25 protein-coding genes are annotated in these 26,137 nt (G+C 58.9%); 8 read left to right on the top strand and 17 right to left on the bottom strand.

The window, feature by feature from the left end:
- Nucleotides 1-109 precede the first annotated feature (109 nt).
- The 5 genes from dxs to M2497_RS28100 form a co-directional block, all read right to left on the bottom strand.
- Nucleotides 110-2,008: a 1-deoxy-D-xylulose-5-phosphate synthase gene (dxs, locus tag M2497_RS28120; protein ID WP_248484879.1), complete on the bottom strand. Its 1,899-nt coding sequence runs from the start codon at nt 2,006-2,008 to the stop codon at nt 110-112.
- 110 nt (nt 2,009-2,118) lie between these two features.
- Entirely contained in the window at nt 2,119-3,006 is an 888-nt protein-coding gene (gene ispA, locus M2497_RS28115; protein ID WP_248484877.1) for a (2E,6E)-farnesyl diphosphate synthase, read from the bottom strand.
- Nucleotides 3,003-3,245, bottom strand: coding sequence for an exodeoxyribonuclease VII small subunit (locus tag M2497_RS28110; protein WP_248484875.1), 243 nt, complete (start codon nt 3,243-3,245; stop codon nt 3,003-3,005). The genes ispA and M2497_RS28110 overlap by 4 nt, the downstream gene beginning before the upstream one ends.
- Before the next feature lie 158 nt (nt 3,246-3,403).
- Nucleotides 3,404-3,781 (bottom strand): MerR family transcriptional regulator, encoded by a 378-nt coding sequence (locus M2497_RS28105; protein WP_058424596.1) that lies wholly within the window; start codon nt 3,779-3,781, stop codon nt 3,404-3,406.
- Nucleotides 3,720-4,364: an NAD(P)H-dependent oxidoreductase gene (locus M2497_RS28100; protein ID WP_248484873.1), complete on the bottom strand. Its 645-nt coding sequence runs from the start codon at nt 4,362-4,364 to the stop codon at nt 3,720-3,722. The genes M2497_RS28105 and M2497_RS28100 overlap by 62 nt, the downstream gene beginning before the upstream one ends.
- 186 nt (nt 4,365-4,550) lie before the next feature.
- Between M2497_RS28100 and M2497_RS28095 the strand changes: the two genes are divergently transcribed.
- A complete protein-coding gene (locus M2497_RS28095; protein WP_248484870.1) occupies nt 4,551-5,582 on the top strand; it encodes a PDDEXK nuclease domain-containing protein in 1,032 nt (343 codons plus the stop codon).
- A 111-nt stretch (nt 5,583-5,693) separates the two neighbouring features.
- Here M2497_RS28095 and M2497_RS28090 read toward each other — a convergent pair whose 3' ends face one another.
- The 12 genes from M2497_RS28090 to M2497_RS28035 all read right to left on the bottom strand — a co-directional run bounded on the left by M2497_RS28090 (nt 5,694) and on the right by M2497_RS28035 (nt 17,258).
- Complete coding sequence (locus tag M2497_RS28090; protein WP_248484868.1) at nt 5,694-6,032, bottom strand: hypothetical protein; 339 nt, start codon at nt 6,030-6,032, stop codon at nt 5,694-5,696.
- Between the two features lie 29 nt (nt 6,033-6,061).
- Complete coding sequence (locus M2497_RS28085; RefSeq protein WP_248484866.1) at nt 6,062-6,628, bottom strand: hypothetical protein; 567 nt, start codon at nt 6,626-6,628, stop codon at nt 6,062-6,064.
- A gap of 149 nt (nt 6,629-6,777) precedes the next feature.
- Nucleotides 6,778-7,410: an isochorismate family cysteine hydrolase YcaC gene (ycaC, locus tag M2497_RS28080; protein ID WP_179030165.1), complete on the bottom strand. Its 633-nt coding sequence runs from the start codon at nt 7,408-7,410 to the stop codon at nt 6,778-6,780.
- Nucleotides 7,411-7,910: 500 nt separating this feature from the next.
- Nucleotides 7,911-8,687, bottom strand: coding sequence for a S24 family peptidase (locus M2497_RS28075; RefSeq protein ID WP_248484863.1), 777 nt, complete (start codon nt 8,685-8,687; stop codon nt 7,911-7,913).
- A gap of 214 nt (nt 8,688-8,901) precedes the next feature.
- Nucleotides 8,902-9,429, bottom strand: a complete 528-nt coding sequence (ppa, locus tag M2497_RS28070) for an inorganic diphosphatase (protein WP_003219382.1) — start codon at nt 9,427-9,429, stop codon at nt 8,902-8,904.
- 109 nt (nt 9,430-9,538) lie between these two features.
- Nucleotides 9,539-10,354: a M90 family metallopeptidase gene (locus tag M2497_RS28065; protein ID WP_248484861.1), complete on the bottom strand. Its 816-nt coding sequence runs from the start codon at nt 10,352-10,354 to the stop codon at nt 9,539-9,541.
- Between the two features lie 6 nt (nt 10,355-10,360).
- Nucleotides 10,361-11,017: a DedA family protein gene (locus tag M2497_RS28060; RefSeq protein WP_028618093.1), complete on the bottom strand. Its 657-nt coding sequence runs from the start codon at nt 11,015-11,017 to the stop codon at nt 10,361-10,363.
- Between the two features lie 309 nt (nt 11,018-11,326).
- Nucleotides 11,327-11,785 (bottom strand): GNAT family N-acetyltransferase, encoded by a 459-nt coding sequence (locus M2497_RS28055; protein ID WP_017735604.1) that lies wholly within the window; start codon nt 11,783-11,785, stop codon nt 11,327-11,329.
- Between the two features lie 92 nt (nt 11,786-11,877).
- Nucleotides 11,878-12,711, bottom strand: a complete 834-nt coding sequence (eutC, locus tag M2497_RS28050) for an ethanolamine ammonia-lyase subunit EutC (protein ID WP_248484859.1) — start codon at nt 12,709-12,711, stop codon at nt 11,878-11,880.
- Nucleotides 12,708-14,102: an ethanolamine ammonia-lyase subunit EutB gene (locus tag M2497_RS28045; RefSeq protein ID WP_248484856.1), complete on the bottom strand. Its 1,395-nt coding sequence runs from the start codon at nt 14,100-14,102 to the stop codon at nt 12,708-12,710. Before M2497_RS28045 ends, eutC begins: the two co-directional genes overlap by 4 nt.
- 52 nt (nt 14,103-14,154) lie before the next feature.
- The gene (gene eat / locus M2497_RS28040; protein WP_248484854.1) at nt 14,155-15,588 is read right to left on the bottom strand and encodes an ethanolamine permease; all 1,434 of its coding nucleotides are present in this window, start codon (nt 15,586-15,588) and stop codon (nt 14,155-14,157) included.
- A gap of 149 nt (nt 15,589-15,737) precedes the next feature.
- Nucleotides 15,738-17,258 (bottom strand): aldehyde dehydrogenase family protein, encoded by a 1,521-nt coding sequence (locus M2497_RS28035; RefSeq protein WP_058424608.1) that lies wholly within the window; start codon nt 17,256-17,258, stop codon nt 15,738-15,740.
- 272 nt (nt 17,259-17,530) lie between these two features.
- On the opposite strand from M2497_RS28035, the gene M2497_RS28030 reads away from it, so the two are divergent.
- The 7 genes from M2497_RS28030 (at nt 17,531) to M2497_RS28000 (ending at nt 26,065) form a co-directional block, all read left to right on the top strand.
- Nucleotides 17,531-19,420 carry a sigma-54-dependent Fis family transcriptional regulator gene (locus tag M2497_RS28030; RefSeq protein ID WP_248484851.1) on the top strand — a complete coding sequence of 630 codons (1,890 nt, stop codon included), beginning with the start codon at nt 17,531-17,533 and terminating at the stop codon, nt 19,418-19,420.
- 177 nt (nt 19,421-19,597) lie between these two features.
- Nucleotides 19,598-20,842, top strand: coding sequence for a hypothetical protein (locus M2497_RS28025; protein WP_248484849.1), 1,245 nt, complete (start codon nt 19,598-19,600; stop codon nt 20,840-20,842).
- A gap of 583 nt (nt 20,843-21,425) precedes the next feature.
- The gene (locus M2497_RS28020) at nt 21,426-23,282 is read left to right on the top strand and encodes a hypothetical protein (RefSeq protein ID WP_248484847.1); all 1,857 of its coding nucleotides are present in this window, start codon (nt 21,426-21,428) and stop codon (nt 23,280-23,282) included.
- Nucleotides 23,283-23,678, top strand: a complete 396-nt coding sequence (locus M2497_RS28015; protein ID WP_248484845.1) for a hypothetical protein — start codon at nt 23,283-23,285, stop codon at nt 23,676-23,678.
- A gap of 134 nt (nt 23,679-23,812) precedes the next feature.
- Nucleotides 23,813-25,162 (top strand): UDP-N-acetylmuramate:L-alanyl-gamma-D-glutamyl-meso-diaminopimelate ligase, encoded by a 1,350-nt coding sequence (gene mpl, locus M2497_RS28010; RefSeq protein ID WP_248484842.1) that lies wholly within the window; start codon nt 23,813-23,815, stop codon nt 25,160-25,162.
- On the top strand, nt 25,159-25,788 hold the full coding sequence (gene ubiX / locus M2497_RS28005; protein ID WP_028618086.1) for a flavin prenyltransferase UbiX: 630 nt from the start codon (nt 25,159-25,161) through the stop codon (nt 25,786-25,788). The genes mpl and ubiX overlap by 4 nt, the downstream gene beginning before the upstream one ends.
- Entirely contained in the window at nt 25,781-26,065 is a 285-nt protein-coding gene (locus tag M2497_RS28000) for a YceK/YidQ family lipoprotein (RefSeq protein WP_248484840.1), read from the top strand. Before ubiX ends, M2497_RS28000 begins: the two co-directional genes overlap by 8 nt.
- Nucleotides 26,066-26,137: the final 72 nt, after the last annotated feature.

Here is a 26,137-nt window from a genome sequence, read left to right as displayed (position 1 = left end):
ATCAAATGTGGGAGGGGGCTTGCCCCCGATGGCGTCGTGTCAGTCAGCATAATTTTGACTGAGCCACCGCTATCAGGGGCAAGCCCCCTCCCACCTTTTGATCCGGTTTCTACAGACCGAGCAACGCCATGCGCTCGCGCACCGATGCCTCAATGCCGGCCTCGTCCAACCCACACTCCGCCAGCATCTGCGCCGGTTTGGCATGTTCGACGTACGCATCCGGCAAGCCCAGGTGCAGCACCGACTTGAGGATATTCTCCCGCGCCAGGAACTCGCTGACCGCCGCACCGGCGCCGCCCATGATGGCGTTTTCTTCAACGGTCACCAGCAGCTCATGGTTGCCGGCAATCTCGCGCACCAGGGCTTCATCCAGGGGTTTGACGAAGCGCATGTCGACCACAGTGGCGTCGATCTTCTCGGCGACTTTCAGTGCTTCGGCCAATTGCACGCCGAACACCAGGAAGGCGGCCTTGCTGCCTTGGCGACGCATGATGCCTTTGCCGATCTCGATAGGCTCAAGGTCCTTTTCGATCACCGCATTCGGGCCATTGCCGCGCGGGTAGCGCACGGCGGCCGGGCCGTTGTACAGGTGGCCAGTGCTGAGCATCTTGCGCAGTTCGTTTTCATCACTCGGCGTCATCACCAGCATGCCGGGGATGCAACGCAGGTAGGACAGGTCGAAGCTGCCGGCGTGGGTCGGACCGTCTTCGCCCACCAGGCCGGCGCGGTCGATGGCGAACAGCACGTCGAGGTTCTGCACCGCCACGTCATGCACCAACTGGTCGTAGCCGCGCTGCAGGAAGGTGGAGTAAATCGCCACCACCGGCTTGGCGCCTTCACAGGCCATGCCGGCCGCGAAAGTCACGGCGTGCTGCTCGGCAATCGCCACGTCGAAGTAGCGCAGCGGGAACCGCTCGCTGAACGCCACCAGGTCGGAGCCTTCCTTCATCGCCGGGGTAATGCCCACCAAGCGCGGATCGGCGGCGGCCATGTCGCACAGCCATTCGCCGAACACACCGGAGTACTTCGGCCCGCTGGCCTTTTTCGGCGCGGCGGCGGGAGCGTCCAGGGGTTCCAGCTTGGTGATGGCGTGATAGCCGATCGGGTCGACTTCCGCCGGGGCGAAGCCTTTGCCTTTCTTGGTGACGATATGCAGGAACTGCGGGCCCTTGAGGTCGCGCATGTTGCGCAGCGTGGCGATCAGGGTCGGCAGATCGTGGCCGTCGATGGGGCCGATGTAGTTCCAGCCCAGTTCTTCGAACAGCGTGCCGGGCACCAGCATGCCCTTGGCATATTCTTCGGTGCGCCGGGCAATTTCCCACGCGCCGGGCAGACGCGAGAGCACCTTCTTGCTGCCTTCACGCATGCTGGCGTAGGTGCGGCTGGAGAGGATCTTGGCCAGGTAGTTCGACAGGCCGCCGACGTTACGCGAGATCGACATGTCATTGTCGTTGAGGATCACCAGCATGTTGGCGTCCACTTCAGGCGCATGGTTCAGCGCTTCGAAGGCCATGCCGGCGGTCAGCGCGCCATCACCGATCACGGCAATTGCCTTGCGGTCGCTGCCTTGCAGGCGGGCGGCAATCGCCATGCCCAGCGCTGCACTGATGGAGGTGCTGGAGTGGCCGACGCCAAAGGTGTCGTACTCGCTCTCGGCGCGGCGCGGAAAAGCGGCAATGCCGTCCTTCTGGCGCAGGGTGCCCATTTGCTCGCGGCGGCCCGTGAGGATTTTATGCGGATACGCCTGATGGCCCACGTCCCACACCAGCCGGTCGTCCGGGGTGTCGAACACGTAATGCAGGGCGATGGTCAGCTCGATGACGCCCAGGCCAGCACCAAAATGCCCACCGGTCTGGCCGACCGTGTAGAGCAATTCCAGGCGCAACTCATCGGCCAGGGTTTCCAGCTCGGCTTCACCGAGTCGACGCAGGCCGGCCGGCGTGACAGCACGGTCGAGCAGGGGCGTGGACGGGCGCTTGCGGGGAATCTCTTGAAACGTCGTGGGCATCAGGCGAATCGTTATAGGTATAGAAGAGGCGGCAGTTTACCTCAAGCATCGCAAACTGCCCACGCAGAGCGCCGAACTTGGCCGATATGCGGCCCTAAAGGCCGCCGTTATCAGTGCCGGCGTTCGACGATATACCGCGCCAAGTCACGCAGTGGCTCGGCCGCCGCGTCGAAAGGTCGCAGGGCATCCAGGGCCTGGTCGCGCAGTTCCAGGGCATAGGCCTTGGCGGCTTCCAGCCCGAGCAGCGCAGGATAAGTCGGTTTGTCCCGAGCGATATCGGCGCCTTGGCGTTTGCCCAGGGTGGCGGTGTCACTTTCGACGTCGAGAATGTCGTCCTGCACTTGGAAGGCCAGGCCGATGGCCCGCGCGTAGGTCTTCAGCGCGGCCAACTGAGCGGCGTCGGCCCGCCCGCTGGCAAGTGCTCCCAGGTGTACGGCGGCTTCGATCAGGGCACCGGTCTTGTGGCGGTGCATGTATTCCAGCGCCTGTTGATCAAGCTTCTGGCCGACCGAGCCGAGGTCGATGGCCTGGCCGCCGACCATGCCGGCCGGGCCTGCCGCCACGGCCAGGGCGGTGACCATGCGCAAACGGATCTCGGCATTCACGCTGCTCAATGCCGGGTCCAGCAGTGCGCTGAACGCCAGGCTTTGCAGGCCGTCACCGGCGAGGATCGCGCAGGCTTCATCGAAGGCTTTGTGGGTGGTGGGCTGACCGCGACGCAGATCGTCGTCGTCCATCGCCGGCAAATCGTCATGCACCAGGGAGTAGGCGTGGATCAACTCCACCGCACAGGCCGCGCCGTTGGCCTGTTCGGCGCTTGCGCCCAAGGCTTCGCAGGCGGCATAGGCCAGCAACGGACGCACGCGCTTGCCGCCATTCATCACGCTGTAGCGCATGGCTTCATAAAGACGCTTGAGTTCGGGGCTTGGCGCAACAAACAAGGGTTCCAACGCCGCATTCACCCGGGCTTGGCTACTGGCCTGATACGCGTCGATCATTCGGGCTGTTCCGCATCGAAAGGTTCTTCGGCCAACTCCCCGTCACGTTCCAGCAACACCTGCACCTTCTGCTCCGCCTGCGCCAGGGCGCTCTGGCAGTCACGGGTCAGGCCGATGCCTTGCTCAAACGCCGTCAGCGAGTCTTCCAGCGACAACTCGCCGTTCTCCAGCCGCTCGACCAGGGATTGCAGGTCGGCGAGGGATTGTTCGAAATCGAGTGCAACTTTTTTGCGGGCCATGGCGGCTATTCCGGTAGACGGTAAACCGGCGGGACACTAGCAGACATGGGGATTCTGGGCAAATGAGCGGGGAAGGGTGTTCAGGTGGTGAGCCGAATAAGCGCCCTATTCGGCTCATCAAATGAGCCGAATACCCATTTTATTCGGCTCACCGCCGGTCAGGATCTTTGCGTCATTGACGAGCACTGTTCTTGTGATGTTTTCAACTGTGCTTCAAATGTCTGCAATCCCACGTGCATTTCCTGTAGCGCGGCAATTTTCAGGGCCAGTTCCTGCTTCTTGTCTGCGATTGCCTGGTCCGCCCGCTCCCAAGGCAATGCATCGCCTATGTGGCCTGCAAGAATCTCCTGCAACTCCTTGAGCTTGAACCCCAATTGCTGCGCGCACTTGATAAACATCAACAGCTCAACGTTTTGCGCCGAATAGACCCGGTATTGGCCCTGACGCTGTGCCGCAGGCAACAGCCCAATCGCCTCATAGTGACGAATCGCCTTGATGGTCGTGCCCGACAACTGTGCGGCTTTGCCGATGTACATGAAAACTCCTTTTTTCCGTTAAAGCGCCGGCCTGTTTCAGCCATTTATCCCGCTGCGCCGCAGTGGAGCCCAGCACCGGCCCGAACAGCAGCGTCTTTGCAGTCTTGACACCACAAAGCCCCAGCGTGGTCTTGCGCATCTGGTGAATGCCCGGCATGCGATAGAACCAACGGTAATACCATGGCGGCGTGTCCAGGGTCACCAGTAAATGTGCCGTTCGGCCGTGGAGCAGTTTGTCAGGAAAAGCCTTGCCGGCTCGGTATTTAAAGGCAAAATCGGGTAGGAAGATTCGGTCGATAAAGCCCTTTATCAACGCCGGGATGCCACCCCACCAGATCGGGAAAACAAATGTCAGGTGAGTGGCCCAGAGGATGTCGGATTGCGCGCTGAGCAGGTCGGGCTCCAGCGGCTGAATCTGGGTGTAACCGTGATGAAGGACGGGTTCGAAAGCCAGGTCGCCCAAGCGTACGACACGTACTTCATGGCCGGCGGTTTTTGCCGCTTGGATGTAGGTATCGGCCAGGGCTGAACAGAAGCTGGTGGCGGAAGGATGGCCAAGGATCACCAGGGTACGCGGGGTCATGGGGAGGTCCTGAACAAGGCGTTCCAGGGTAAGGGCTGCTGTATAGGGGAGAGTCAAGTCAGTAGTCCGCAATGGCCAGCAGGACGTTTCTGTGGTTATTGAAGGGGCCTTCCTGGAACGACCTTCTCCCCTTGTGACCGTCAATGCGCCTGACTAGCCTGCCTCAAAACTCCAGAGTGATATGGCATGAGCGAACCCTGTATCGGCTTGACCGCACCACCAGCGGGCTACAGTGACTGGCTGACCGACCTGAAAGGCCGTATTCATGCGGCGCAACAGCGCGCAACACTGGCAGTGAATCGGGAATTGGTGTTGCTCTATTGGCATATCGGCCGCGACATTTTGACCCGCCAGGCGGAGCAGGGTTGGGGCAGCAAAGTCATAGATCGACTTGCCCAGGATTTGCGTGCGGCCTTTCCCCAAATGAAGGGCTTTTCGCCGCGTAATCTCAAGTACATGCGTGCTTTTGCCGAGGCGTGGCCAGATGCTGAATTTGTGCAAGAGGTGCTTGCACAATTGCCCTGGTATCACCATTTGGCATTACTGGACAAACTCCCCGGCCCCGAACCCCGCCGCTGGTACATAGCCCAGGCGATAGAGAACAACTGGTCGCGTAACTCGCTGGTGATGCACATCGAAAACCGCTTGTTGGAGCGCAGTGGCAAGGCGGTCAGCAACTTCGAGACCCATCTGCCCAAACCGCAATCCGATCTGGCGCGTGAGTCGCTGAAAGACCCTTACCGTTTTGACTTCCTCAGCCTGGCCCTGGACGCGCAGGAGCGCGACATAGAAAACGCCTTGATCAAGCACGTCACCGACTTTTTGTTGGAGCTGGGCGCCGGTTTCGCCTTTGTCGACCAGCAAGTACTGCTGGATGTCGGAGGCGATGAGTTCTTTGTCGATCTGCTGTTCTATCACGTGAAGCTACGCTGCTACGTGGTCATCGAACTGAAAGCCGGCAAGTTCAAACCCGAGCACTTGGGGAAGCTGAGCTTTTATCTGGCTGCGGTCGATGCCCAGCTTAAACATCCGCAAGATGGGCCCACCATCGGCCTGCTGTTGTGCAAGAGCAAGAACGAAGTCGTCGCCGAATATGCGCTGCGCGAAAACAATCGACCGATTGGTGTAGCGGAATATCAACTGGTTGCGTCGTTGCCCGCAGAGCTGCGAACCAGCCTGCCAAGCATCGAGCAGATCGAGCGGGAGCTGGCGGGTTAAAACCGACTGATAGCCTCAAAACCCCGGCGGTATATACCCCGGCACAAATGGCACATTCAGGCACTTGCCATGCAGGATTCGGCCATCCTCAATCCTGAACAGCACGATCTTCTACGTCTTATCCACCGTAGCTTCCAGCTTGCAATCCGAACTGTGCCCGACCTGCTGGTAATACTCCGTGTACACCATCCCGTTCCCGGTGTGATTCATTGAGGTCCCGGCGGCTTCAGTGGTCGTCCATGAAGAGGATTTGTGCCAGGTCATCACCACCTGCGTGTCGCCATTGGGCGCATTCTGCTTCTTCATCGAGTCGGGCTTGCCGAATAAATCCAACGCCTCTTGCACGTCCCGGCCTTCCCTGCGTGATTGTGCAATCAGGTGGCACCCGTTGATAAACAGCACGGAGGGCAACAAAAGCCCAGCCAGCAACAGCCTTGTCCATGTAGGCATCGTGAATCCTTCTTGTAGGTGAGTGTTGCTCAGCGCTTGTTGCCCAGCATGTCGTCGAGGTCATTGATCATCTGGCTCTTCTCCTGAGTCGGCCCCAACTGCTCGAACATGGCCTTGGTGGTCTGGATCATCTGCAGGTGGGTCATCTTGCCCATGGGGATGGTGTCCTTGCTCTTGCCCGGTTCGCAGACATACGCGAGCGTGCGGTCGAGCCAGAACTCCTTTGGCGTCTGCCACGTGTTGGAGACCTTCAAGTGCGTGAGGGTGTAGGAAAATGGCGCAACCGACTGCCCGTTAAGAAAGCGCAGCTTGCGCGTGGAGCACTGCACTTCGATGTTGTACACGTCGATCATGGGCTTGCCCGGTTCTTCATACACCACCGTGACGGCCACTAGCTTCGCACCCTTGTTGTGGTTCGAGGGCACCACGGAGGTACGGTCGGCCACATACATCACATTTTTATGGGCGCGGCCGCTGCCGTAGATGATCGACCAGTCGCCGATCGGTGTTTCTTCATCGGCCAATACCGACGTTGTGCTGATCAGCAAGACGGGCAGCAGTGCCAGGCAGCGCCCGATTTTGGTTAAGGTATTCAATAGCGTCCTTCCTTGAGACTCGAAATAAGCGAAGGACTTTAGTGGTGAGGCGGTGCCGTCTCAATTAGGGCGAGTGTGCTAATGGCGCATTGCTAGTTAACCAAAAAAGCCTGCGTTTCAAGGCAGGCTTAGTGTGTGCAGCGGTTGAATTAGTCCTTACGCGCCGTCAGCGCCGCATAACCATTCATCAAGTTGCGATAGTTGGGAATACGCTGGGACAACAGATTCCCCAGGCCTTCGATATCGTTGCGCCAGTCGCGGTGCAGCTCACAGGCCACCGAGAACCAGTTCATCATCTGTGCCCCGGCTTGCGTCATCCGGCTCCACGCCGCCTGCTGCACCGTGGTGTTGAACGTGCCCGACGCATCGGTCACCACAAACACATCAAACCCTTCCGCCAGCGCCGACAAGGTCGGGAACGCTACGCACACATCGGTGACCACGCCGGCAATGATGATCTGCTTGCGACCGGTGGCCTTGATCGCCTTGACGAAGTCTTCGTTGTCCCAGGCATTGATCTGGCCAGGGCGGGCGATGTACGGCGCGTCCGGGAACATCTCTTTCAGTTCCGGCACCAGCGGGCCATTGGGGCCTTGTTCGAAGCTGGTGGTGAGGATGGTCGGCAGGTTGAAGAACTTGGCCAGGTCCGCGAGGGCGAGCACGTTGTTCTTGAACTCGTTGGGCGAGAAGTCCTGCACCAGGGAAATCAGGCCGGTCTGGTGGTCGACCAGCAGGACTACGGCGTCGTCTTTGTTCAAGCGGTTGTAGGTTGCAGTGCTCATGGTTGAATCCTTTTTTTGTTCAGGTTGGTTGGGCGTTGTGTTCAACATGGGCACAGATTAATGGGTGGGCAGTAGGGGATAAATTGGGTGGAACCGGTAATACCGTCAACTCATAGGAGACAATGGTAGCTGCGTCGAGGGTGCTTGGGGAGCCACTGGGTACGCCGCAGAGGGCGGTGATGTATTTGATGGAGATGGAAAAGAGGGTGGCGAATCGGACTGTAAGCCGCCCGCTTTTGGTCATTCAATTGTCCAACAGCTTGTTGGACAATTCACTAGGGGGATTTACGGACATTAAAAAGCCGGCTTGTGGCCGGCTTCTCGGGGACTGCTTCAGCTTGTTTTTGACAAGCCTCACCAGCCTTCAAATCGCTCAGCCCACATCTCGTCTGGCTGAATAGTAGGGGCATCCGCGGGAACTCCTCCGCTTCGCCAGGCAAGGTGGATAGCGCAAAACCACCCCCCTGCCAAATGTGGGCCGCATGATACCCACATTCACCTCAGTTGCCCACCTCCGGATCCGATTTAGAGCCTTCCCAGCCCAATAAATGCTCATCCAGCGGCACGGGCGGGCGGCGGTTATTCAGGGTGGACCACCAGAACACCCAACCCACAATCTGGAAGTTCTGCTCGAAGCGCTGCTCGTAGGTGAGGTATTCGTCTGGGTGCTCGCCGGCATTGTGGCTGCGCATGCGCAAACCGCCCCCAGGTCGGTTGTAGAGGTATTTGATGCGCAGCATGCCGTCGTGTTCTACCGCGTAGATTTCGCCGTCGATGATTTGGGTGCGGCCTCGGTCGATGGCGAGGGTGGCGCCTTGTTGGATGATGTCGATCATGCTGTTGTCGACCATGTAGGCGCCCAGGGCGCGGTCGGGTTTTACGTTGAGGGCCTGGAGGGTGTGAAGGGTGATGCGGATGCATTCGGTAGAGGTGAATGAGGGGTGGAGGTCGATCTCCACGTCGGTTTTTTCCGGGAGGCAGGCGGGGCCTGTGAGGTATTTGCCGCTGGCTTCGCGGGTGGTGGGCAGTCCTTTTCGTGAGCTCGGGCCTTCCAGCAGGAAGTTGGCCGGTGGGTGTTTGGGGCCTTCGCCGGTGCGCAGCCAACGGCTGGAGATGCACAGCAGTTCTGCGATCTCGTTGAGTCGGCCCATGGGTACACCGCGCTTGAACCAGTTGTTCACGTGCTGGGGCGTGACACCGCGGTTCTTGGCGAAGTCGGAGGCGGAAAGATGAACTTCCCGTAGTAGCGCTTTTAAACGATCACCTGATGTATTCATAAACGCAGAGTTTACTGGCCGGAATTACAGATCAAATAAACCATGCGTTGAGTTGCGCTTGTAGGGTTTTGCTTAGTTGTAGCCTGATACTTCGGATTTCGTTTTAAGTTAAACGTTGTTTATAAAGTATTGAACTTGCTGTTTAATTTTTCCCACAAAAAAAGCCCCGAATGATCGGGGCTTTTTCAATTGCCGAGGCAATGAGGAGCGGGTATCAGCCTTTGTAGGCGGCAACCGACTTCAGGATCTCGGCGCGGGCGGCGTCTGCGTTGCCCCAACCGTCGATCTTCACCCATTTGCCTTTTTCGAGATCTTTGTAGTTCTCGAAGAAGTGCTTGATCTGCTCCAGCAACAGGGGCGGCAGGTCGGTGTATTCCTTCACGTCCACGTAGAGCTGGGACAGCTTGTCGTGTGGAACCGCGATCACTTTGGCGTCGCCGCCGCCGTCGTCGGTCATGTTCAGGATGCCGACCGGGCGAGCACGGATAACCGAGCCTGGGGTCACCGGGTAAGGGGTTACCACCAGCACGTCGAGGGGGTCACCATCGTCAGCCAGGGTGTTGGGGATGAAACCGTAGTTGGCCGGGTAGAACATCGGGGTGGCCATGAAACGGTCAACGAACAGGCAGTCGCTGTCTTTGTCGATTTCGTATTTGATCGGCGCGTGGTTGGCCGGAATCTCGATGGCGACGTAGATGTCGTTCGGCAGGTCTTTGCCAGCCGGAATCTTGCTGTAGCTCATTGGGCGTTGCCCCCGTTAATTGGCCATGAAACATGGCCGGATTGGCCTAAAAGTGGCGGCGATTATAGGCACATTCTGACGCCGATGCCATGCGCCAGACGTCGTACGGTCATTCGCCCTGTGGCTGATAGCGCGGGTCGCTGGCTTGCAGTTGGGTGAGGCGGGCCAGGGGATCCTGGCGATAAAAGCGGCTGAGTTGGGCGTACACCTGTGGATAACGGCTGACCAGTAAATCCGGGGCGCTGAAAAAATATTCACTGGTGACGGCAAAGAATTCAGCAGGGTTTTCGGCGGCGTAGGGGTCGATCTCGGTCTCGGCGTCCGGGTTGGCATCGAGTTGGCGATTGAGGTCGTCGTAGGCGCTCTGCATCACGCTGGCCCATTCCTGCACGCGCATGTCGTGGTGCAGCGGTGGCAGGCCGTTGGCGTCGCCGTTGAGCATGTCGAGCTTGTGGGCCAGTTCGTGGATGACCAGGTTGTAGCCTTCCCACTGACCGCTGGCCAGCACGCCGGGCCAGGCCAGGATCACTGGGCCTTGTTGCCAGGCTTCGCCGCTGTGCTCGCCGTCCCATTCGTGTTCGACGCCGCTGCTGTCGCGGTGGCGCTGGGGGCTGAGGAAGTCGTCGGGGTACAGCACGATTTCGTGGAAACCCTGGTACCAGTCGAGGTCGCCCAGGTTCATCAGCGGCAGTTGCGCCTGGGCGGCGAGCAGCAGGCGTTGTTCCTGGTGCAGTTCGACGCCGGGCAGGGCGGTCAGGTGTTTTTCGGCGAGGAACAGTACGCAGGCTTCGCGCAGCCACTGGTCCTGCTCGGCGGTGAGGCCGTCGAGGAAGGTCAGGTGGTGGCGCACCCGTTGCCAGGTGTCATCGGCAATCGGGTGCTTGGCCAGCAAGCGCTGGCGACGCCAGGCGCTGAGGGACCACATCGCAGGTTACTGCGGCTTGGCTTCGGAGGAGGTGCGGCCAAACCGGCTGCGGAACACACCAATGATCATCGGCACCAGCGACAGCAGGATGATGAACACCACCAGCAGCGACAGGTTTTTCTTGATGAACGGCACGTTGCCGAAGAAGTAACCCAGGGTCACCAGGCCGCCGACCCAGAGGATGGTGCCAAACACGCTGAAACCGAAGAAGCGCGGGTAGGGCATTTTTGCGATGCCGGCAACGAACGGCGCGAAGGTGCGCAGGATTGGCAGGAAGCGCGCCAATGTCACGGTTTTGCCACCGTGCTTGTCGTAGAAATCGTGGGTCTTTTGCAGGTAGTCGCGGCGGAAGATCTTCGAATTCGGGTTGCTGAACAAGCGCTCCCCGGCCGTTCGCCCGATCACATAGTTGGTGCTGTCGCCGAGGATCGCCGCCAGCATCAGCAGGCCCGCCAGCAGCACCGGGTCCATGCCGCCGCCCGCAGCGACTGCGCCAGCGATGAACAGCAACGAGTCACCCGGCAGGAATGGCATGACCACCAGGCCGGTTTCGCAAAAGATGACCAGGAACAGAATGGCGTAGATCCACGGACCGTAATTGGTTACCAGCAGGTCGAGGTAGACGTCGAGATGCAGGATAAGGTCGAGCGGGTTGAAATCCATGGATGGCACCTGTGTGGATGGCCCGGCTCAGCAGGCCTGTGCGGAAGCTCGGGTAATAAGGCTACAAGTGTATGCCGCATTTCTTACAACCCTGAAAGGTCCGCATTATACGGATTGAGAGGTGAAAAGCGTGTTGGTTTTGTAGCGAAGGATGTCGTGGTACTCGGGCTTGCAAGCGCTGCAGGGCTAAATGTGGGAGGGGGCTTGCCCCCGATGAGGCAATGCCAGTTACAAATTGGCTGACTGGCACACTGCTATCGGGGGCAAGCCCCCTCCCACAGTAGATTTGAGGTGTTTGGTCTACCGCGATCAATCTTCGCTGATCGGCAATACGTAGTTCTTGAACTCCGTGTCTTCGCGAAACCCAATGGACTCATAGGTCTTCTGCGCCACTTCGTTGTCGCTGCTAGTCGACACCCGCAGTCGCACCGCGTGTGTCTCCTTGGCCATCTTCTTCGCTGTGCGCATCAGGTTGTCCGCCACCAGTTGCCGGCGTGCATCTTCAGCCACATAGATGTCATTGAGAATCCACACCCGCTTGAGCGACAGCGACGAAAAGCTCGGATACAGCTGGCAAAACCCCAGCAGCTTCTTGTCATCATCATCCGCCAGGGCCAGGTAGATCACCGACTCCTTGCGGCGCAGGCGCTTTTCCAGAAAGGCCCGCGACGAATCCGGGAACGGCAAAGCCCCGTAGAACTCACGGTATTTGACGAACAGCGGGGTCAACAGGTCCAGGTGTTCCAGGGTCGCTTGAGTAATCCGCATGCCAGGCCTCAACTTCCAAATGGGGGATGACCACACAAGCGGCCGTGACTCGATGCTGCCTAATGGCGTGAAAAAGCGCAATCGTGCCGCGATCAGTCATCCGGTGAACTGAGCAGGAAATTGCCTTTCATCAGGTCCGGATCATCCGATTCGATGGTCTGCACCTGCGCCTCGTCCTTGAGATTGACCCCCGACAGCTGCCGGCGACACGCCTCTCGCATCAAGTAAAGCAGGCGGTGGGCCGCCATGCCGTAGCTCAGGCCTTCCAGGCGCACATTGGAGATGCAGTTGCGATAGGCGTCGGTGAGGCCGACCTTGGGGTTGTAGGTGAAATACAGGCCCAGGCTGTCCGGCGAACTGAGGCCCGGCCGTTCGCCGATCAGGATGACGGTCATCTTGGCCCCGAGCAACTGGCCCACTTCATCCGCCACCGCTACGCGGCCCTGTTCCACCAGGATGACCGGCGACAAGGACCAACCGTCTGCGCTGCTCTGTTCCTCCAGGCGCGTCAGAAACGGCAAGGTGTGTTTATGCACCGCCAGTGCCGACAGGCCATCTGCTACCACCACCGCCAAGTCCACGCCGCCGGGATTGGCCGATGCATGATCGCGCAGCAGCTGGGCCGACTCATCGCCCAGGCGCCGTCCCAGGTCCGGGCGTTGCAGGTACAGGTGACGGTCAGTGGCGGCGCTGTGCAGCAACAGGCTGTCACGCCCGCGTTCAGCCAACTGACTGCGCAGGCCCGCATGGTCGAAGGGCAGATGCACCGCATCCCGTGCCTGGGCGTGGGCAAACTGGAAATCCAGCTGCGCGCTAGTGGGGATGCTGGTGCCGGTGCGGCCCAGAGCTATACGGGCTGGCGTCAGGCGGCGCAGTTCCAGCCACGGGTTGTCAGGCAGGTCGAGTTGCACAGGCGGCTCCTTCATCCCAATTGCGCCAAGGCTTGGCAAAACGCCGGTGGCAGGCTGTTGCCGAAGTGCACCTTGCCGTCGGCTTGCGTAAAGATGCCCATTTTCGCCAGCCACTGCTCAAACTCCGGCGCCGGTTTCAAACCCAGGGTCTGGCGGGCGTACAAGGCGTCGTGAAACGAAGTGGTCTGGTAGTTGAGCATGATGTCGTCGGAGCCGGGGATGCCCATGATGAAGTTGATCCCGGCCACGCCCAGCAGGGTCAGCAGGGTGTCCATGTCGTCCTGGTCGGCTTCGGCGTGGTTGGTGTAGCAGATGTCACAGCCCATCGGCACGCCGAGCAGCTTGCCGCAGAAGTGGTCTTCGAGGCCGGCGCGGATGATCTGCTTGCCGTTGTACAGGTATTCGGGGCCGATAAAACCTACAACGGTATTCACCAAAAACGGTTTGAAATGTCGGGCCACGGCGTAGGCCCGGGTTTCGCAGGTTTGCTGGTCGACGCCAAAGTGCGCGTTGGCCGACAAGGCGCTGCCCTGGCCGGTTTCGAAGTACATCAGGTTCTGGCCCAAGGTGCCGCGATTGAGGCTCAGGCCCGCTTCGTAACCTTCCTGCAGCACGCTCAGGCTGATACCGAAGCTGGCGTTGGCGGCCTCGGTGCCGGCAATCGACTGGAACACCAGGTCCAGCGGCACGCCACGGTTGATCGCCTCGATGGAGGTGGTGACGTGGGTCAGCACGCAGGCCTGGGTGGGGATTTCATAGCGTTGGATGATCGCGTCGAGCATCTCCAGCATGGCGCAGATCGAGGCGATGCTGTCGGTGGCTGGGTTGATGCCGATCATGGCGTCGCCGTTGCCGTACAGCAGGCCATCGAGAATGCTCGCGGCGATGCCGGCCGGTTCGTCCGTAGGGTGGTTGGGCTGCAGCCGCGTGGATAAGCGCCCGCGCAGGCCCATGGTGCCGCGAAACTGCGTGACCACGCGGATCTTCTGCGCGACCAGTACCAGGTCCTGCACGCGCATGATCTTCGACACGGCAGCGGCCATTTCCGGTGTCAGCCCTGGCGCTAAGGCGCGTAGGGAATGTTCATCGGCTGCGTCGCTGAGCAGCCAGTCGCGCAGGCCGCCGACGGTCAGGTGGCTGACGGCGGTAAACGCCTGTTTATCGTGGGTGTCGATGATCAGCCGGGTGACTTCATCGCTTTCGTAGGGAATCAGCACTTCTTCGAGGAAGTGTTTCAGCGGGATATTCGCCAACGCCATCTGCGCGGCCACCCGCTCACCGTCGTTCTGTGCGGCGACGCCAGCGAGAAAGTCCCCGGAGCGTGCGGGGCTGGCCTTGGCCATCACGTCCTTGAGGCTGTCGAAGCGGTAGGTCTGTGCACCCACCGCGTGGGAAAAACTTGCCATACAGTGTCTCCTTGGCGACGCAGGCACGTGCCTGCGTCGAGGTTTACGGCTATCAGTGCAAGGCGGCCTCTGCGGCCTGGATCGCCGCGAATTCCTCTTCGGGCGTGCCCGCTACCAAGTGATGCCGGCTGTAGAAAGCAAAGTAAGCAATTAATACTCCATAGATGATCGCTGCGCCAATCACCACCCGTGGATCCACCAGAAAGCCCGCCACCACGGCCACGCAGGCCAGCACCAAGGCAATGCCGGAGGTGAGAATGCCGCCCGGCGTGCGGTATGGACGGTCCATTTTGGGGCGACGGATGCGCAGGGTGATGTGTGCGGCCATCATCAGCACGTAGGAAATGGTCGCGCCAAACACTGCCACCAGAATCAGCAGGTCACCCTGGCCGGTCAGCGACAGGCCAAAACCGATGATGCCGGGGATGACCAGGGCCAGTACCGGCGCCTTGCTTTTGTTGGTTTGCGACAGTTTGCGTGGCAGGTAGCCGGCGCGGGACAGCGCGAAGATTTGCCGCGAATAAGCGTAGATAATCGAGAAAAAGCTCGCGATCAGCCCAGCCAGGCCCACCAGATTGACGAAGCTGCCCATCCAGGTCGAACCACCATAGGACAACGCCAGCGCTTCAACCAACGGGTTGCCGGATTTGATCAACGCGTAGGTGCCGGCACCGCCCGGTGCGATCACCAGGATCAGCAAGGCAAAACTGGTCAGCACCACAATGGCGCCAATCAGGCCGCGTGGCAGGTCGCGTTTCGGGTTCTTGGTTTCTTCGGCGGCCAGCGGCACACCCTCGACGGCCAGGAAAAACCAGATGGCATAGGGGATTGCCGCCCACACACCCACATAGCCGAACGGCAGGAACGTACTGGCGCCCTTGGCCTCGGTCACCGGGATGTCCAGCAGGTTGGCGATGCTGAAGTGCGGCACCATCGACACCAGGAATACACCCAAGGCAATCGCGGCCACGGCGGTAATCACAAACATCAACTTCAAGGCTTCACCGACACCAAAGATGTGGATGCCGATAAAGATGATGTAGAACGCCAGGTAAATCATCCAGCCGCCAATGCCGAACAGCGACTCGCAATACGCGCCGATAAACACCGCGATGGCGGCGGGGGCGATGGCGTATTCGATCAGGATCGCGGTGCCGGTGAGGAACCCACCCCACGGCCCGAATGCACTGCGGGCGAAGCCGTAGCCACCACCGGCGGTGGGGATCATGGAAGACAGCTCGGCCAAAGAAAAGCACATGCACAGGTACATGGTGGCCATCAGTAATGTGGCCAGGAACATACCGCCCCAGCCACCCTGGGCCAGGCCGAAGTTCCAGCCGGCGTAGTCGCCGGAGATCACGTAGGCAACGCCAAGGCCTACCAGCAGCACCCAGCCGGCGGCGCCTTTTTTCAGTTCGCGTTGTTGGAAGTATTGGGAGTCGACTTTTTCGAAGTCGACAGAAGAACTTGTAGGTTCGCTAGACATGGGAAAAGTACCTTCCGTTGTTATTGTTTTAACTCGGCCTCTTCGTGCCGAATGCACTTCGCAAGTACTTATGAAGATTTAAATGTGGGAGCGAGCAAGCCCGCTCCCACATTTTTAATTGCATTTCAACTGTGAGAGCGGGTTGTCAGTTAGAAGAACCCAAGAGGATTAATGTCGTAACTCACCAGCAAGTTTTTAGTCTGCTGGTAGTGATCCAGCATCATCTTGTGGGTTTCACGCCCAACGCCGGACTTCTTGTAGCCACCGAACGCGGCATGGGCCGGGTACAGGTGGTAGCAGTTGGTCCACACACGACCCGCCTTGATCGCGCGGCCCATGCGGTAGGCGCGGTTGATATCGCGGGTCCACACGCCGGCGCCCAGGCCGAACTCGGTGTCGTTGGCAATCGCCAGGGCTTCAGCTTCGTCCTTGAAGGTGGTGATGCTCACCACCGGGCCGAAGATTTCTTCCTGGAACACGCGCATTTCGTTGGTGCCCTTGAGCAGGGTCGGCTGGATGTAATAGCCGCCGGCCATGTCGCCGGTCAGCTTCTCGACCTTGCCGCCGGTGAGCAGTTGTGCGCCTTCGCCCTTGGCGATTTCCAGATAGGACAGGATCTTGTCGAACTGCTGCTCGGACGCCTGGGCGCCGACCATGGTGTCGGTGTCCAGCGGGTCGCCGCGTTTGATCGACTCGATTTTCTTCATCACTACTTTCATGAAGTCGTCGTAGATCGACTCTTCCACCAGCGCGCGGGAAGGGCAGGTGCACACTTCGCCCTGGTTGAAGAACGCCAGCACCAGGCCTTCGGCGGCCTTTTCAATAAAGGACGGTTCGGCTTTCATGATGTCGGCGAAGAAGATGTTCGGCGACTTGCCGCCCAGCTCAACCGTGGACGGAATGATGTTCTCGGCCGCCGCATGCATGATGTGCGCGCCCACGGGCGTGGAGCCGGTGAAGGCAATCTTGGCGATGCGTTTGCTGGTGGCCAGGGCTTCGCCAGCTTCTTTGCCGAAACCTTGAACCACGTTCAACACGCCAGGTGGCAACAGGTCACCGATCACCTCCAGCAGCACGGTGATGCCCAGCGGGGTTTGCTCGGCGGGTTTGAGCACCACGCAGTTACCGGCGGCCAGGGCCGGCGCGAGTTTCCACGCAGCCATCAGGATCGGGAAGTTCCACGGGATGATCTGGCCGACCACGCCCAGCGGTTCATGGAAGTGATAGGACGCGGTGTGTTCGTTGATTTCGGCGCTGGTGCCTTCCTGGGCGCGGATGCAGCCGGCGAAGTAACGGAAGTGGTCGGCGGCCAGCGGGATGTCGGCGTTGAGGGTTTCACGCACGGCCTTGCCGTTGTCCCAGGTTTCGGTGATGGCCAGCAGTTCGAGGTTCTGTTCGATGCGGTCGGCGATTTTCAACAGGACCAGCGAACGGTCCTGGGCCGAGGTCTTGCCCCAGGCGTCGGCGGCGGCGTGGGCGGCGTCCAGGGCTTTGTCGATGTCTTTGGCCGTAGAGCGCGGGAATTCGGCGATTGGCTTGCCGTTGACCGGCGAAGTGTTGGTGAAATAGTTGCCATCGACCGGCGCAACGAACTCGCCACCGATGTAGTTGCCGTACTTGGCCTTGAACGAAACGATGGCGCCTTCAGTACCGGGGTGTGCGTAACGCATGGTGGGTATCTCCTGGCTTTTATGTTTATTGGGAGCGCAGCGCAGCGAGCGCTTGATAAGCGTAGAGCAAAGGTTGGGCCACTGCTGTGTGAGCCAGCTAAATCAAGGGGTTGGGCATTGTTGCAAGGCGTTGCTGTGGCAGGGTCGATACAGCCCGAGTGACAGTTTGTGCCATAAACGGTACAGCCTGTGACCGGCGGGTCGGCCCGGGATTGCATTGCCTGGATGGCTGGGGGATGCTGGGGGTTCTCACGCAGGGAGAATAATAAGAAATGCACAACGATCATTTCAGTCGCCATGCCCAGCAAGTGCTCACCGTGGCGCATGGCCGCGACCCGTCCAGCGATCCCTCCATCGCCCGCTCCTGGCTGCGCTGCCTGGAGGACTACCACCTCGACCCTGCGCAAACCATCGCCCCCACCGTGCTTGAACACGGCCGTTTGCTGGAAAGCCGCGAGCGGCTGCAACAGGTGCTGCACATCGCCGGCAGTGAGATGAACAGCCTGCACCAGCAGCTGTCCGGCGCCGGGCATGCGGTGCTGTTGACCGATGCGCGAGGCGTGATCCTCAACTGTGTCACCGCGCCATCAGAGCGCAAGATCTTCGAACGCGCCGGGCTGTGGCTCGGTGCCGATTGGAGTGAAGCGTGCGAAGGCACCAATGGCATCGGCACCTGCCTGGTGGAGCGCCAATCCCTGACCATTCATCGTGACGAACACTTCCGTGGCCGGCATACCGGGCTGACCTGTTCGGCGAGCCCGGTGTTCGATCCCCATGGCGATCTGCTGGCTGTGCTGGATGTGTCATCCGCACGGGAAGCGGTATCGCGTCAGAGCCAGTTCCACACTATGGCGCTGGTCAATCTGTCGGCGAAGATGATCGAGAGTTGTTACTTCCTGCGTCATTTCGAAAACCATTGGCTGCTGCGTTTTCATCTGCAGGCGGAGTCGGTGGGGTTGTTCAGCGAAGGGTTGCTGGCGTTTGATGGGGAAGGGCGCATCTGTGCGGTCAACCAGAGTGCGTTGAACTTGTTGGGGCAACGGCGTGACGGGTTGTTGGGGCAGCCAGTAGAGGCATTTTTCGATTGCTCCCTGGATCAATTGCTCGGCCGCGCCAGTGCGAATGCCACGGCCAGTTGGCCCTTGCGCACGCGGGATGGCCGGCATCTGTTCGCCGCTTTGCGTGGGCAAGCGCGCAGCGCGTCAGCCCCCATCGCCCAGCCTGAGCCTTCACGGCTGCCCAGCATTTGCCTGGGCGATTCGGCGATGCAAAATGATTTTCGCAAAGCGCTGCGGGTATTTGAGCGTGATGTGCCACTGCTCATCAATGGCGAGACCGGCTCCGGTAAAGAAGCCTTCGCCAAAGCTGTGCACCACGCCAGTCAGCGCGCCGGTAAAGCGTTTGTAGCGCTCAATTGCGCGGCCATTCCGGAAAGCCTGATTGAAAGCGAGTTATTCGGCTATCGTGGGGGCAGTTTCACCGGTGCCCTCAAGGATGGCATGCGCGGCAAGCTCCAACAGGCCGACGGTGGCACACTCTTCCTTGACGAAATCGGTGATATGCCACTGGCTTTGCAGACCCGTCTTTTAAGGGTACTGGAGGATCGCCTAGTGGTCCCCATCGGCGGCGAGCCTCAAGCCGTGGATGTCCGGATTATCAGCGCGACGCACCGAAACTTGTGTGAGCGCGTGCGGGCTGGCAGCTTCCGCGAAGACCTGTATTACCGACTTAACGGCCTGGAAATTGGCTTGCCGGCGTTACGTGAACGCAGCGACAAGTCGCAATTGCTGGACTTCCTGCTGAGGGAGGAGGCCGGTGAGCAATCGGTCAGTGTGGAGCCCGCAGCGCGCGAGGCATTGCTGGCCTTCGCCTGGCCGGGCAATGTCCGTCAGTTGCGCACGGTATTGCGCACACTGGTGGCACTCAGCGATGACGGGTGGATAGGGTTGTTGGATCTGCCTGATATGGTGCAATACACCCCTGTTCAACACGCCAACGAGTCACTCCTCAATAATGCCGAGCGCCAGACGTTGCTGGCGGCATTGGAGCAACAGCACTGGCATATGACGTGCACGGCGCAAGCGCTGGGAATAAGTCGTAATACTCTTTATAGGAAGTTGCGCAAATATAAAATTCAACGGCGTGCGGTGGTATCTAGTTAATGTGAACGTGCTCTGAAGTTTTTATGGCGGTCTTTAGGCTCGGGTGGGGCGCTTTATCTAATAGGCAGTGATGGGTGCAGGCCGGAAGGAACTATTTTTTACCGGTGACCACGTAATGAACAGAAGCCATAAGGTTTCGCTATTGGATTTAATGTCTGTTCATGATGAGGTGGCTATATGCCGACAATCAAACCACCCGCGGTTAACGTATCTAAACGTCTGCCGGGGCCGTCTAAAGTGGTTCCGCATTACGCGCCTTCAGGCAGTTATTATAATAAGGAGGGGCGGCTGGTCAATAAGCAAGGTCAGTTGCTCAATGACAAAGGGCAGGCGATTAATAAACAAGGCCATCTGATTAATTCGAATAACCAGCGGATCAATGAACATGGGCAACGGGTTAATAATAACGGTCAAGCGGTCGATAACAAGGGCCGCCTGATCAATGAAAAGGGGCATTTGATCAATGCCCAAGGCAAGCTTGTCAATGAGAAAAATCAGCTCGTCGACCCCCAGGGCCGCTTGATCGATCACTCGGGTCGCTTGGTCAGCGCTGAGGGTCACTTGGTGGATAGGGATGGAAAGCGCGTCAATCGAGAAGGCTTTCTGATTGATCGCACTGGAAGGCTGCTCGATAAGAACGGCAAGGTAGCAAGGGATCAGTCCAGCGCCGTCAAGGGCAATAACGAGCCTCATGTGCAACTGCTTCCGCCCAAAATCAACCAAAAGATCCTCGATTGGAAGAACAAAGTCCCTGCGCCCGCTGCTACGCCTAAAATGACGATTGCGGAAGCCACGACCCGGATGATGAATGCCGAAAAAATGGTCAAGTCTGGTGTGATTCCATCGTCGCCATCTGTGGCGCATGTCGCGCGCGATGCGGCGATCAGTGCCGGGATAACAGGGATAGTGTCCGCGCCAATTAACATTGGGGCATATGCCGGGTCTACCGCCGCTTCTGAACAAATCAAGGCGTCGTATCTGCCTCAACCCATGATTCCGCCGACGCCCAGCGGTAAGTCTGTGGTCGAGCGTCCAGAGGCGCCAGTGACCACTGACCTCAATAAGCTCTATTCGAGAATGAATGAGGCTCAGGTGCTTGCGTTCACGGTGGCCAATCAGTCGATGGTGCTCAAGTTTGGGGATACCGAAACGGGTTTTTTGCCGGATCAAAACTGGTCGAAAGATCCGCTGGAGCGCATGAGCCAACTTGAGAACCTGTTGGACTTCGCTGAACAACATACGAAGGACGTTGCCGATCAATATGAAGTTTTCTTCAAACCTTATCTGGCTGCTGAACCCGCTGCCTGTGGGGTTGACGGACTGGAAAGTCGCATGAATACACTCGAAGAACGAATAGCCAGGGTGAGTAAGGCACAGGCTGGTATCTTGCTGAAAATGGAAAAGCGCGCGAGTAAAGAATGAGCGGGTATGCGCAAAATATCGTTGTTGGCTTTTGCAGTGAATGTTGATTTTACAACGTCGAAAGGGAAGGTTGAGTAGACGGTTATTGGTAGTAAGCCTGGCGCTGAATGGAGTCTCTGTGACAGGCTTTTATGAAAGATTGCCCCGTCGCGCGCAATAGCTTTCGAGAATGTCGCCATGATTTCCAACTATCTGGATTCATCACGTTCTATATCGCTTTATCCTCAAACCGATTCGCCGATAGATAACAAATTTAACGGTGCAACTCCTCCAGATAAATCCATAACTTTCCCCCCTCCTCACGATATCGACGCAGTGCCGAGTCCCCACAAACGGCTGATTATGGCGGGCTACTCACTAAAGAAGTCCCTTTGGCGGCTGACGCCCAAGCCAAATTACGCCAGGTAGTTGCCACTTGGAAAGCCGCTCAACCGAAAGCGAAAACTGATGAAGCCAGCGGTATGCCGAGCCTAATCGAATTCTTGCGGCTTACCCTTCCTGAACCTTTACGGTCTGGTAAGGGGGAACCTGAAAAATCCTTAAAGCCATTCTCGGTTCTCCAGAAGGCATGGCGTTGGCCAGGTTGCTCCAGGACAGCATCGACGCAGTATCCACGGCTACCAGCCTGCAGGAAGTACTGCTTAGCGCGCTATTGTTGGATGTGGATTCGGCAGGAGGCCTGGAGCGTAATAATCTGGCAGGGTACTCGTTGCGTCAGCCAGGTAATTGGGGCTTCAGCGCTGCGCAAATTGTCACGGGTTTTGAAGAGCGTCTGGCCACCCGGTTCGGCGAAGCCAATGCCAAAATCATCGCCTTTCAACTGTTGTCGGTGTCTGCCCCCGAGTTTCGGGTAAACGATCTGCCCTCGGCGCTGGTGTATGGTTCCCACCAATGGGCCTCCTTCAGTGCAGCGGTGGCTCGCCAAGAGGCGAGTCACCCGGGATCAACGCATGCGAAAACCTATGCGCAGATCATGGAACTCGATGAGAAAGCGCCTGTTTCGGAGCTTGAAAAGCGTCAGCAACAACTCGCTCAGATGACGGCCGTTATCGACTGGGGCATTGCCAACGGCATTATTGTTGAAAAAAGCGATGATGCGTACACCCCCGAGGAAGTCGAAAGCGCATTGAAGGCCATGCAAGCACAGTATAAAACCTTGGCTGATTCCGTTGATGCGCTGTCCACGTCGATGCCAACCCGGCGAGAGTTGGCGCTCGTTGAGCTGCGGCGCGTGTATGGCGTCGAAAATGAAGCTTTTTTTGAGCAGAAGCTGCTGGCGAATGTTCCGCCGGGGTCGCCCGGCCGAAAAGCCTATTCGCTGCTGGATACTTACATGTCAGGTGATCTGGATAAGCACTTCTGGATATCCAGCCACCCTGACTTCAATACCGAGAAAGTGAATTTGGGTTTTCCGAAGTTGCCAAACATCAAGCAGCAGTTTGATGAAAGCTTCGACAAATACATCCAAGGGCTCAAGGACGGTTTTGCCGCGCAGTTTAAGTATCAACTCTCATTGCTCCCGCTCGAAGATCGGCGGCTGATTGAATACGGCAAGGTCACGACATTCTCTCTCCAGACGCCCAGTGCCAATCAGGGCCCTGTCAGCGCCGATCATAAAATTCAAGCGTATATAGGCAGCGGCGCGGTACTTATCAGGGCTGAACGTGATGGGAAGGTTTGTCATTATCTGTATTCACCAGCGCAGGGCCGAATCATCAAGGATGCCGACCCTTCCAGGCCCGGCCTGCAGTTTCCAGGCTCTCGTTTGTACTTCTCCATGTCGCTGCCTGATTCGCCGGGCGGTAAAGCACCACCGGTCACTATCCTGTGGCAGGCAGTCGGTAGTACATCGCCGAAAAACGACCCGGTGGACTTTTCCGCCTATCGTATCTATACCTCCAAATCGTTGGAGGCCGGTATACCCGGAGAGCATCTCGCCCCGCCGACGACTTTTTTCTCGTCTAAAACCGATGAACTGTCAGTCGCTGTCGGTGCTTATTTCACGCGAGGTTTGGATGAGGCGAAAGCAACGGCCAATGGCAGCACAGAGCAAGAGCGGGAAAGCGCGCGCTCACAGGCCGTCAAGGCGTTCTTTTTAAGCCTGATTCCTTTCTACAGTGCGGTTGAAAGTTTTATTAAGGGCAGGCCCGCTGAAGGCTTTTTCAATTTAGTGCTGGATGTGTTTGGCTTTTTTATTCCGGGGTTAAAAGGCGGGGTCCAAGGCCTCTACAGGCCGTTGGGCGCTAATAGCGATGCGGTTCCCGTCGTTGCCGTGGAGCGCAACGGAAAATGGTATGCCTTCGACCCTGCGACCCAAACGCCATACGGTGCGCCATTGAAGGACTTTGTCCAGTCCTCTGCTTGCGCTTTTGTCGGTCAGGTCAAGCGCTGGGCAATGGAAGCGGTGACCGATGCTGGCATTGTGGCAGCTGTCATTTAGGTGCAAAAAGCTCTTCAAAACCACTATGAGCGTCCTGCTGCTCCTGACGGCGGTATTAACCCCGGCGACGTAGAGGTTGCAGACCTGGGCCCGGCAGTTGAACCCGTTGACCCTGCCCTTCGAGCTCGCGTCGACGCTGCAACGCAGGGCGCCAGTGAGTTGGGTAAGTTGTTTTTGCAATTGATGCCGGGTGTTGTGGTGGACATCCCGAAATGGTCCAGCGAACCGCTGCAGGCCGTCGATCAGTTGGAGGCTTTCGTGGAGTTGCTTGAGGAACTCACCATTGATCTTGCACAGGCTTATGAGGTTTTCTTCAAACCGTACAAACACGAAGACTCCGTGAGTCAAGGCAACGGGGACGTTGCGGATCGACTGAACACAATTGAGAAAAAATAGCTGCCATACGTGACGCGCTGACGCAGGTGTCGACACGGCATAGGCAAGCCGCCGCATAGCGTGGGCGGCTCACCTAAAGAGTGCGATTTCCCCGTCCCTGCGCTAACCTGCCTCGATGTTTTACGAGGTCGACTATGCACATTCATATTCTCGGTATTTGCGGCACATTCATGGGCTCGATGGCGGTTCTGGCCAAAGAACTGGGCCATCACGTCACCGGCTCCGACGCCAACGTCTATCCGCCCATGAGTACGCAACTCGAGGCCCAGGGTATCGAGCTGACCCAAGGCTACGACACGGCGCAATTCGACCCGGTCCCGGACCTCGTGGTGATCGGCAATGCCATGTCCCGTGGCAACCCGGCGGTCGAATACGTCCTTAATAAAGGTTTGCCTTATGTGTCTGGCCCGCAGTGGCTGGCCGACCATGTATTGCAAGGCCGTTGGGTATTGGCGGTCGCCGGCACCCACGGCAAGACCACCACCAGTAGCATGCTGGCCTGGGTGCTGGAGCACGCGGGCATGAGCCCGGGTTTCCTGATCGGCGGCGTGCCGCAGAACTTCTCGGTGTCGGCCCGCCTGGGCGACACGCCGTTCTTCGTGATCGAGGCGGATGAATACGACAGCGCCTTCTTCGACAAACGCTCCAAGTTCGTTCACTACCGCCCGCGCACCGCGATCTTGAACAACCTCGAGTTCGATCACGCCGACATCTTCCCTGACCTGGCGGCCATCGAGCGCCAGTTCCACCACTTGGTGCGGACCATTCCCAGCGAAGGCCTGGTGATCCACCCCACCACCGAGCCGGCCTTGCAGCGCGTGATCGAGATGGGTTGCTGGACCCCGGTACAAACCACCGGCGCGGGCGGGCAGTGGCAGGTCAAGTTACTCAGTGAAGATGGTTCGCGCTTTGAAGTGCTGTTCGAAGGTGAAGCCCAGGGCATCGTCGAGTGGGACATGACCGGCCAGCATAACGCTGCCAACGCCTTGGTGACCCTGGCGGCTGCGCGGCATGTAGGCGTGGTGCCGTCCATGGGCATTGCCGCATTGAGTGCGTTCAAGAGTGTGAAGCGGCGTATGGAAAAAGTCGCCGATGTGAATGGGATTACCATCTACGACGACTTTGCCCACCACCCTACGGCGATTGCCACCACCCTGGATGGCCTGCGCAAGCGCGTCGGCGATGCGCCGATCATTGCGATTGTCGAGCCGCGCTCCAACTCGATGAAGCTTGGTGCACACCGCGACGGCCTGCCGGAAAGCGTCAACGACGCCGACCAGGTGGTCTGGTACGCACCGGCCAACCTCGGCTGGGACCTGCCGGCAATTGCAGCCCTGTGCACGGTGCCGTCCATCGTCTGCGACTCCATCGAAGGCATCATTGAACACGTCAAGCATCAAGCGAAGCCGGGCACCCATGTGGTGGTCATGAGCAACGGCGGCTTTGGCGGCCTGCATGGCAAGCTGGCCGAGGCGCTGAAATGAGCGGGCCGGAGCGCGTCACCCTGGCGATGACCGGCGCATCTGGCGCGCCCTATGGCTTGCGCCTGTTGGACTGTCTGGTACGTGAAGACCGCGAGGTGCACTTCCTGATCTCCAAGGCCGCGCAGTTGGTGATGGCCACCGAGACCGACGTGGCGCTGCCACCCAAGGTGCAGACCATGCAGGCGTTCCTCACCGAGTACACCGGTGCGGCGGCGGGGCAGATCAAGGTCTACGGCAAAGAGGACTGGATGTCGCCGGTGGCGTCCGGCTCCGGCGCGCCAGCGGCGATGGTGGTGGTGCCGTGTTCCACGGGCACCTTGTCGGCGATTGCCACGGGGGCCTGCAACAACCTGATCGAACGGGCGGCGGACGTGACCTTGAAAGAGCGCCGCCAGTTGATTCTGGTGCCCCGTGAGGCGCCTTACTCCAGTATTCACCTGGAACACATGCTCAAGTTGTCGAACATGGGCGTGACCATTCTGCCGGCCTCGCCGGGTTTCTATCACCAGCCGCAGACCATCGATGACCTGGTCGACTTTGTGGTGGCGCGCATTCTCAACCTGTTGAACATTCCCCAGGACATGCTGCCACGTTGGGGCGAGCACCATTTGAGCAGCGATGAATAAGGCGCTGTTGGTCCTGCTGGCGCTGCAACTGACGGGCTGCGCCACCGCGCGTACGTTGGACGCGGCGCAACCGGGTGCGCCGGTGGTGTATGCCGGCACGCGGTTGGATTTGTATGCAATGAATGGCGGCTGCTGCGCCAAGGACAGGTTTGGTGCCGAGGCGCCGAGTTATCCTGGGGTGGATCTGCCGGCGAGTGCGGTGCTCGATACTTTGTTGTTGCCGCTGTCGGTGTTGACGGTACTTGGCGTTGGCTTCAACGCTACGGGTGGTCTTTAAATGACAAGTGGCTGTGCTGGCCTCATCGCGGGCAAGCCCGGCTCCCACAGGGAACGCATTCCAAATGTGGGA

The sequence above is a fragment of the Pseudomonas sp. CYM-20-01 genome (assembly GCF_023169845.1).
GTDB classification, from domain to species: domain Bacteria; phylum Pseudomonadota; class Gammaproteobacteria; order Pseudomonadales; family Pseudomonadaceae; genus Aquipseudomonas; species Aquipseudomonas azotoformans.
This window is presented reverse-complemented; position numbering and strand designations above follow the sequence as displayed.